Origin of the sequence: Streptomyces sp. ISL-66 (genome assembly GCF_018614135.1) — a bacterium.
GTDB lineage: Bacteria > Actinomycetota > Actinomycetes > Streptomycetales > Streptomycetaceae > Streptomyces.
The window spans coordinates 24,766-33,873 of record NZ_JAGGOW010000037.1 but is presented as its reverse complement, the minus strand read 5'-3'; the positions used below and the strand labels follow the sequence as shown (position 1 = coordinate 33,873).

At 71.2% G+C, this 9,108-nt stretch carries 7 protein-coding genes; 2 read left to right on the top strand and 5 right to left on the bottom strand.

Translation table 11 applies throughout. From position 1 onward, the window contains the following. Window positions 1–139: 139 nt before the first annotated feature. From griH to J7E97_RS08480, 3 genes are all read right to left on the bottom strand, one after another. Window positions 140–1,264 (bottom strand): 3-amino-4-hydroxybenzoic acid synthase, encoded by a 1,125-nt coding sequence (gene griH, locus J7E97_RS08490; RefSeq protein ID WP_251054088.1) that lies wholly within the window; start codon window positions 1,262–1,264, stop codon window positions 140–142. Between the two features lie 79 nt (window positions 1,265–1,343). Continuing rightward, entirely contained in the window at window positions 1,344–2,156 is an 813-nt protein-coding gene (griI, locus tag J7E97_RS08485; RefSeq protein WP_215024038.1) for a 2-amino-4,5-dihydroxy-6-oxo-7-(phosphonooxy)heptanoate synthase, read from the bottom strand. Between the two features lie 56 nt (window positions 2,157–2,212). Beyond that, window positions 2,213–3,499 carry an aspartate kinase gene (locus J7E97_RS08480; RefSeq protein ID WP_215024036.1) on the bottom strand — a complete coding sequence of 429 codons (1,287 nt, stop codon included), beginning with the start codon at window positions 3,497–3,499 and terminating at the stop codon, window positions 2,213–2,215. Between the two features lie 193 nt (window positions 3,500–3,692). On the opposite strand from J7E97_RS08480, the gene J7E97_RS08475 reads away from it, so the two are divergent. Together J7E97_RS08475 and griF are read left to right on the top strand one after the other, a co-directional pair. Then, complete coding sequence (locus tag J7E97_RS08475; RefSeq protein WP_308346431.1) at window positions 3,693–4,088, top strand: tyrosinase family oxidase copper chaperone; 396 nt, start codon at window positions 3,693–3,695, stop codon at window positions 4,086–4,088. Then, window positions 4,085–5,077: a grixazone synthase gene (gene griF, locus J7E97_RS08470; RefSeq protein ID WP_374224123.1), complete on the top strand. Its 993-nt coding sequence runs from the start codon at window positions 4,085–4,087 to the stop codon at window positions 5,075–5,077. Before J7E97_RS08475 ends, griF begins: the two co-directional genes overlap by 4 nt. Before the next feature lie 29 nt (window positions 5,078–5,106). Here the strand turns inward: griF and J7E97_RS08465 are convergent, their stop codons facing one another. Together J7E97_RS08465 and J7E97_RS08460 are read right to left on the bottom strand one after the other, a co-directional pair. Continuing rightward, window positions 5,107–6,600: a peptide MFS transporter gene (locus J7E97_RS08465; RefSeq protein WP_215024034.1), complete on the bottom strand. Its 1,494-nt coding sequence runs from the start codon at window positions 6,598–6,600 to the stop codon at window positions 5,107–5,109. 327 nt (window positions 6,601–6,927) lie between these two features. After that, a complete protein-coding gene (locus J7E97_RS08460; protein ID WP_215024032.1) occupies window positions 6,928–9,108 on the bottom strand; it encodes an MMPL family transporter in 2,181 nt (726 codons plus the stop codon).

Genomic DNA, 9,108 nt, shown 5'->3' with positions numbered 1-9,108 from the left:
ACCGCCGGGTACGGCGACGGCCGCGCCGCCCTGGGGAGGGCGGCGCGGCCGGCTGGGGCGGAGCGGGGCAGGTGCGGGGCGGGCCGGTACCCGCCCCGGTGGGGGCGGTGCGGGTCCTGCTGCCCGTCCTGCCGCCGTCCTACTGCTCCAGGCAGAACTCGTCGATCGGGTAACCGACGTGGCGGTCCTCGCTCGGCAGGTAGCCGAGCACCGTGTCGCCCGGCTTCAGCTCCGTGCTGTTGAGCACGACGCCACCGGGGCCGAGCACCCGCACGTGCCAGTCGTCCTGGAGGATCAGGTTGACCCGCTGGCCGTTGGCCGCCTCGGCGTCGATCGAGATCAGCGGACGGGATTCGATCTTGACGCGGCCCACGGTGACCAGCCGCGTGTTGCCCTTGATGTCGACGGCGGTCAGCTTGCTGCCGGCCTTCAGCTCGCTGAGGTAGTTGGTGCGCTCGCCCGCGCCGAGCGTGTACGAGTGGATGGCGCCGGCGTTGACCCGGAACGGCCGGGTGGGCATGTACGGCAGCGGGTGGGTCTCGCTGACGCAGAGGATCATGCCCTTGGAGTGCGAGCCGACCAGGATGCCCTCGTCCTTGCCGAAGTACGTGGCGGTGTCGACGCAGGCGCGCTCGCCCATGCCGATGTGCGAGGTCTCGACGATCCGCAGCTCGACCAGGTTGAGGTTCGGGACGTCCGAATCGGCGGACTTCTTGAGGCCCGCGGCGTCGCCGACGGCCTTCGGCGCCATCATCACGCCGTCCGAGCCCAGTTCGAGTACCCCGAAGATGATCTTCGCTTCCTCGACGTCCTGGGCGATGGTCACCAGCGCGCCCTCGGAGCGGGCGGCGGCGGCGATCACGATCTCCAGCGGGATCTTGGTCGGGTCGCGGAAGAGGAGCAGGCTCCACTTCTCGGTACGGGCGGACTCGCAGGCGTCCTCCAGGGTCGGCGCGTCGATGATCTCGACGAAGCGGCCGAACTCCACCTCCGGGTGGATCAGGGACAGCTCCGCCGGGGTCACGCGGTGCCGGGGCACGTCGACGATGACGACGTCGGCGCCGGTGAAGGACTCCGGCAGGGCCTTGCCCTGCGGGAAGAGGATCTTGGTGATGGTCGGCGGGAGACCGTCGAAGTCGTCCACGGAATCGGCGACGACGCCGTCGAGCCGGTAGTGCAGCGCCTCCTGGATGATGGCGGCCTTGGCGTCGCCGAGTGCGCGGATGTCGAGCCAGCTGAGCTTCACGGTGGAACTCCTTGTCAGGGGGCTTGCCTTGGTGAGGGGGACGGGGAACGGTCCGCGCGGGTGCGCGGCCGTGTCCGTGAGCGGCTGAACCCGGGGTTCACGCCGCTCCTTTGGCCGGTGCGCCCACCGGCCCCCGGGTCCCGTGGTGGATGAGGTCGGAGAGTTTGTCCGCCATCGCCCCGGGGTCCGGGGCCTGGAAGACGTTGCGTCCCATCGCGACGCCGGCGGCTCCCGCGCGCAGCGCTTCGTCGACGTACGCGAGTACGGCCGCCTCGTCGTCGTTGCGCGGTCCGCCGACCACGATCACGGGGACGGGAGAGGCCGCGGTGATGTCCGCCATCTCCTCGGGCGACCGCGTGTAGAGGGTCTTGACGAGGTCGGCTCCGAGATCGGCGGCCAGCTGTACGGCGTGGGCGATCAGCGCGGGGTCCCGGGGGTCGTCGATCTTGGGGCCGCGGGGGTACATCATCGCCATCAGCGGTACGTTCCAGCGGTCGCAGGCCTCCGCCACCGCCGCCAGGTCGGCGATCTGGCCGCGCTCCTCGAGGGAGCCCAGGTTGACGTGCACGCTGACCGCGTCGGCGCCGAGGCGCAGGCTCTCCTCGACGCTCGCGACGAGGTACTTGTCGTTCGGGTCCGGGGCGTGCACGGTGCTGGCGCTGAGGTGGACGATCAGGGAGGTCCGGGTGAACCACTCGGGGTCCACGTAGCGCAGGGCTCCCTTGTGGAGGACCACCGCGTCCACGTGGTGCGCGGCGAGCTCCCCCACCAGGGAGTTGAGCCGGTTCCCGCCGGTGACCGGGCCGTCGGTGACGGAGTGGTCGAGGGGGACGACGAGGAGGCGCCGCGGGTCGTGGTGGTGGAGTCGCTGAAGACGCAGACTCCTGGCGAACGGTGTGTTGGCGAGCATCAGGACTCCTGGGGATGTCAGGGATACCGGGGATGCCGGGTCGGGGACGCCCTGGGTCAGGGCTGCCGGGCGAACGGGAGCGGTTCTTGGCCGCTCTCCGCCCCGAGGCCGAATTCGCTGTGCAGCAGGCTCACCGCGCGCTCCGCGTCGTGGCGGGGCACGGTGACCGACACCCGCAGCTGCGAGGCGGAGAGCGATCCGGCCTCGATGCCGGATCCGGTGAGCGAGGAGAGCATGCGGGCGGCGTACTCGGGCCGGTTGAGCAGGCCCTTGCCGATGATCGAGACCTTGGCCAGGCTGTCGTCGACGGCGACCCGGTCGCGGCCGGAGCCCGCCAGTTCGCGGAACGCGCCGGCCACGGCCGCCGAGTGGGAGCGGTGGACGGTCAGGGCGAGGGCGAGCCCGTCGCCGGAGCGCTGCGAAACGCTGGTCATGTCCGAGGGAATGGCCTGGCGGGCCAGCAGCCGGAACGCGGCGGCTGCCGGGTCCTCGCCGCTGCCGGTGGTGTTGAGGGTGACCCGCGCCACTTCGGGATCGTGGACGACCGCCGTCACGGCGGCCTTGTCTTCGAGCATGTCCGCTCCGTCTTCGTTGGTGATGCGCGTGCCGATCGCCGAGCCGGCCGAGTGGCCCACGTGGATGTCGACCCCGTACAGGGCGGCGAGTTCCACCGCCCGCGAGTGCATGACCTTCGCTCCGGCGAAGGCCAGCTCCGCCATGACGTCGATGCCGACGACCGGCATCAGCCGGGCGCCCGGCACCACCCGTGGGTCGGCGGTGAAGATGCCGTCGACGTCCGTGTAGATCTCGCAGACCCGGGCGCCCAGTTCGGCGGCGACGGCGACGGCGGTGGTGTCCGAACCGCCGCGGCCGAGGGTGATCGTGTCCCCGTCGGCGGTGACCCCCTGGAAGCCGGCGAGGATCACCGTCTGCCCGGCGTCCAACAGCCGCACCATGCGCTCGGTGTCGACCGCGACGATGATCCCGGCGCCGTGCGGGCCGGTGGCCAGCACTCCGCTCTGTCCGCCGGCCAGCGCGACGGCCGGGATTCCCAGCTCTTGCAGGGCCATGGCCAGCAGCGCCGAGGAGGCGGTCTCGCCGGTGGCGAGGAGCTGGTCGAGCTCCCGCGCCGGCGGCCGGGAGCTGAGGGCCCCGGCCTGGCGGATCAGCTCGTCGGTGGTGTCGCCCCGTGCGGACACCACGGTGACCACCTGCCGGCCGGCCCGTACGGCCGCCGCGATCTGTCGTGCAACGTGCCGGACCAGTTCGTCCGTGGCCAGCGAACTACCGCCGTATTTGCGCACGACGACGTCGCCGGCGGATCCACCGCCTTGTGCCGCCATGTCCTCCACCGCCCCTCGGACCACCGTTCCCGGCCTGCGGTGAAGAGGCTGCGGGACCCGCATATTGCGCCCGTTCCGCGGGCGCAACCCCCGCGTATCGACGGTGCATCCGGGGGCGATACGCAAACGACACAGCCTCTCGGCAGCATCGCGACCGCCGCAGGTCACCCGCGAATGAGAGGAACGTGGTGCAGTGAAACGACGCGACATGGTCAAGCTGGCGGCGGGTACCGCCGTCGCCGCGGCCGTACCGGCGGCTCTGGTCGCCGTGACCGCGAACACCCCCGACGGCTCCGGCTCCGCCGCGCGGGCCGCCGGGAACGGCGCCGACGAGCTGGTGGAGACGTACAAGGGCCGCACCATCCGGATCGGCGCGGCCACGGGCGAGCACCAGGCCGTGTACATAGACGACCGGCCGCTGCACGTGATGAAGCTCGGCGAGAACGCCTACATGAGCTCGATGTGCCACTACGGGCTCGAGGCGTCGCCGCTCGTCGCGGCCCGGCGGGCCGTCGACGAACTGCGCGGCGCGCAGTTGCTGGCGGCCAAGGAGACCGGCTCCGCCGGCGGACACGGGCACAGCGCATGAGCGGGCCCGCCGTTCAGAGCGAGGGCGCCGAGGACACCGAGGACACGGAGAGAAGACGACGCATGGGCGTGCGCAAGAACCACCTCGACATGACCCCCGAGGAAAAGCGGAGGTTCGTCGCCGCCGTCCTCGAGATCAAGCGCCGCGGCATCTACGACAGGTTCGTGGAGCTGCACATCAAGGTGAACTCGCAGGACTACCTCGACAAGCTGGGCGGCAAGCGGCTCGGGCACGTCAATCCGGGGCTCTTCCCCTGGCACCGGCAGTACCTGATGCACTTCGAGCGCGAGCTGCAGAAGGTCGACCCGAGGGTCACGCTGCCCTACTGGGACTGGACCACCGACCAGGGCGCCGATTCCCCTCTGTGGGCGGACGACTTCATGGGCGGCAACGGCCGTCCGGGCGACCGCCAGGTGACCACCGGTCCCTTCGCCCGCCGCAACGGGTGGAAGCTCAACATCAGCGTGGTCTCGGACGGCTCCGAGCCGGCCCCCCTGAACGGCCACTACACCACGGACGACCGCGACTACCTGGTCCGCGACTTCGGCACGCTGACGCCGAACCTGCCGACCCCCAAGGAACTCGCGGACACCCTCGCGCTGACCGTCTACGACTGCCCGCCGTGGAACCACACCTCGGGCGGTGAGGCTCCCTTCAACAGCTTCCGCAACCACCTGGAGGGCTACACCAAGTTCCCGTGGGAGCCGGGCCTCGGCAAGCTGCACGGCGCCGGGCACGTGTGGGTGGGCGGCCACATGATGTACATCGGGTCGCCGAACGACCCGGTGTTCTTCCTCCACCACTGCTTCATCGACAAGCTCTGGTCCAGCTGGCAGAAGCTGCACCCGGACGTTCCGCACTACCTGCCCCTGGAACCGACCGCGGACGTCCCGGACGTGAACACCAAGCTGGCTCCCTGGTACACGCTGACGCCCGGGGAGCTGACCGACCACACCCGGTTCTACTCCTACGACCAGTTCGGCAACTGAACGACGGCCGGATCACACACCGGCCCGGATCACACACCGAGGAGGCGGGTCAGCGGGCGGCGGGCCAGGACCAGGGAGCCGGCCACGACGAGGGCGGCCAGGCCCAGGGCGAGGAAGTAGCCCGGGCCCGGGACCTCGTGGCCGGAGACCTTGAGCGCGTTGCCGCCCACCCCGCCTCCGAGGGCCCCGGACAGCCAGAACAGCGAGACCATCTGGCTGGTGAAGGTGGCCGGGGCGATGGCCGTGGTGGCGCTCATGCCCACCGGGGCGAAGGCGACCTCGCCGGCGGCCAGGAGCAGGAAGGACGTCACGAGCCAGAGGGGTGAGACGCGCTCTCCGCCGGAGGCGGCGAGCGCGGCGAGCGCCATGAGGAGGTAGGCGCAACCGGTGGACCCCATCCCGACGGCGTACTTCGCGGCGGTGGGGATCCGGTCCCCGGAGCGCTTCCACAGCCAGGCGAAGACGGGCGCGGTGAGCAGGACGAACAGCGGGATCGCCGCGTGGAACCAGCTGGCGGGCACGGTGGTCCCGAACACCTCGCGGTCGGTGGACTCCTTGGCGAACAGGGTGAAGACCGAGCCGCCCTGGAGGAACAGGGCCCAGAAGACCGCCGAGGCCAGGAAGAGCCAGATGTAGGTCTTGACCCGGGTCCGCTCCCCCGCGCTGAGCAGCGGGTTGCGGATGAGCCGCCAGAAGCAGACCACGGGCGAGACCACGCACAGCAGGCCGATGAGCGCCATGACGTGGCCGATCTCGAAGGTCCCCAGGAGGGCGTCCGCCGCGTAGCCGGCCAGGACCAGTGCGGCGGCCGCGAGGGAGAGGCGCAGGACGCGGGTGCGCTGGAGCGGGGTCGCGGAGCGCTCGGGCGCACCGCCGACCCCGGCGAAGTGGCGGGCGCCCCGGACGTACTGGACGAGTCCCGCGCCCATGCCGAGGGCGGCGAGTGCGAAGCCGAGGTGCCAGTTGACGCCCTCGCCGACGGCGCCCACGACGAGCGGCGCGATCAGGGCGCTGACCTGGACGCTCATGTAGAAGATGGCGAATCCGGCGTCGCGGCTGGCGCGGTCCTGGCGGTCGTAGAAGGCGCTCAGGAGGCTCGCCATGTTCGGCTTGAGCATGCCGGTGCCCGCCGCGATGAGCAGCAGGCCGGGGTAGAAGAAGCCGGTGGCGGGCACGGCCATGCAGAGGTGGCCGAGTCCGATCAGGACGCCGCCGTGGAGGACGGCGCGGTACGAGCCGAGGATGCGGTCGCCGATCCAGCCGCCGGGCACGGAGGCGATGAACACGGAGGCCATGTAGAGGCCGAAGAGGAGGGCCGCGTCCTCGTTGGACATGCCGAGGCCGCCGTCGGAGGACGGGGCGGTCGCGAAGAGGACGAGGATGGCCGACATCCCGTAGAAGCTGAAGCGCTCCCACATGTCCGTGCCCCACAGGGTGAGGAACCAGCGGGGCTGGCCGAGCAGTCCGGTGGCGGACTGTCCGGACGGATGGGGCGCGAGGCGGGGTTGGGTCGGGGCGGCCATCGGTCTTCGTCTCCTCTCGTGCGTACGGTCACTCACTCGGGCACGGGCAGAGGGTCGCGGCGGTCCTTCGGGGACGGGTCGACGGCTGCTCGGGGACGGCTCGCGGAGTGCGGCGGCGGCCGGGACGCGCAGGCGCGGCGCCTGAGGAGGGGGCCCGGGCGCCGCGGTGGGGAGGGGGGATCCAGGGCGGTCCACCGGCGAGGGGGCGGGGGGATGCCCGCCGTCGGTGGGGCCGCCCTGGCGCTTCGCCCCGCACACCGTCAGGAAAGCGCCCGCGGCTCGCGAGGGGCTACAGCAGCGCCGGACCCGCGCGCGGGGTGGGGCGGCTCAGCCGTGCTTCTCGAGGTTGAGCTTGGGCAGGGCCCTGTCCAGGCCGGCCGGGATCCACCAGGCCTTGCGGCCCATCAGCTGCATGGCGGCCGGAACGATCAGCAGGCGGATGATGATGGCGTCGACGAACACCGCGACGGCCATGCCGAAGCCGAACTGCTGGAGCATGCGGTCACCGCCCAGCATGAAGGCGCCGAAGACCGAGATCATGATGAGGCCGGCGGCGACGATGACCGATCCGGTGTGGGCGACGCCCTCGCGGATGGCGGTGTCGGCCTCCTTCGTACGGTCCCACTCCTCGCGGACCCGCGAGACCAGGAAGATCTCGTAGTCCATGGAGAGGCCGAAGACGATCGCGAAGATCATGATCGGGAGGAAGGCCTCGATGGGCCCCGGTTCGATGCCGAACATGCCCTTCTGGAAGACCAGCGTCATGGCGCCCAGCGCGGAGCCGATGCTCAGCAGGTTCAGCAGAGCGGCCTTGATCGGGATCAGGATCGAGCGGAAGACGATCACGAGGAGCACCAGCGACAGGCCGACGACGATCGCGATGAACACCGGCATGCGCTTGGCAACGGTGTCGGAGTAGTCGACGACGGCCGCGGTGGCGCCGCCGACGAGGTACGTCGCCTCGTGCTGCTTGGCGAGGTCGGGCAGGACGTTGTCCCTCAGCTCGTGCACGAGGTCCGAGGTCTCGGCGTCCTGCGGTGCGGAGGTGGGGAAGACGATGACGGTGAACGCCTTCTGGTCGTTCGCCGGGAACGCGGGGGTGGCGGCGGCGATGCCGGGGGTGGTGTTGAGCTTGGCCGACAGGGCTTCGCCGGCCTGGGCGTCGCCCTCGGCGACCACCACGAGCGAGCCGTTGAACCCGGGGCCGAAGCCGTCCGCGAGGAGGTCGTAGGCCCGGCGGCTGGTGGAGGCGGCGGGGTCGTTGCCGGCGTCGGCGAAGCCGAGGCGCATGTCGAGGGCCGGTGCGGCCAGCGCGCCGAGGGCGACCACGGCGAGCAGCAGGCCGGCCAGCGGGCGGCGCTGGACACCGGTCGCCCACTTGCGCCAGGCGGCCCCGCCCTCGGCGGACTTGCCCTTGGCGACGCGCTTCTGCGCCTTGGCGGTGAACTGGCGGGCGAACCGCTTGCCGAAGATCGCCAGCAGGGAGGGCAGCAGGGTGAGCGAGGCGAGCATGGTGACCAGGACGGTCAGCGCGAGGGCGACGGCGGTGCCCTGGAGCGAGCCGAGGCCGAGCGCCACCAGGCCGAGCAGGGCGACGATGACCGTGCACCCGGCGAAGAAGACCGTACGGCCGGCGATGTCGAGGGCCTTGGCGGAGGCGTCCTCCGGGCTCGCCCCCTTGATCAGTTCGGCGCGGTAGCGGGCGAAGATCAGCAGCGCGTAGTCGATGCCGACGCCGAGGCCGACGAGGATCAGGATGTACGGCGTGTAACTGGCGATGGTGAAGACGTGCGAGACGATCACGATCCCGCCGAGGGTGCTGCCCACGGCGAACACGGCGGTGATGATGGGCAGTCCGGCGGCGATGATCGTGCCGAACATGATCGCGAGGATCACGAGCGCGGCGAGCATGCCGGTGCCTTCGGCGGCCCCGCTCTCCTGCTCGGCGATCTTGCGGGCGGCGTCACCGCCCAGCTCGACCTGGAGCTGGTCCGTCTGGGCCTTCCGCGCCGTGTCGAGGATCTGCTGGGTGTCGGCCTTCTCCATGTCCTCGGTCTTGCCCTTGAGGACGACGGTGGCGTAGCCGATCGTGCCGTCCTTGGAGACGGCGGCGCCCTCCGTGTAGGGGCTCTGGACCTGGGCGACCTTGGGGAGCTTGGCGACCTCGTCCAGCATCGCGGTCACCCGCTGCTTGGTGTCGGCGCCGGCGAGGCCGGCTTCGTCGCGCAGCACGATCTCCACGCTGTCGCCGACCTGCGGGGAGCCGTGCTCCTCCAGGACCTCGAGGGTCTGCTGGGTTTCGGTGCCGGGCAGTGAGAAGTCGTCGTGGTAACTGTCTCCGACGGCCGAGGCGCCGCCCCAGACACCGACCAGGATGACTGTCCACAGTAAAAGGGCAGTCCAGCGGTGGCGCTGGCTGAAGCCCGCGGTGCGTTCCAGAAGGGTCTTGCGCGGGGGTGGCGGCGTGGCGGGGCTGCCGACGCCCCTGACCGGGGTGGTGGTCACCAT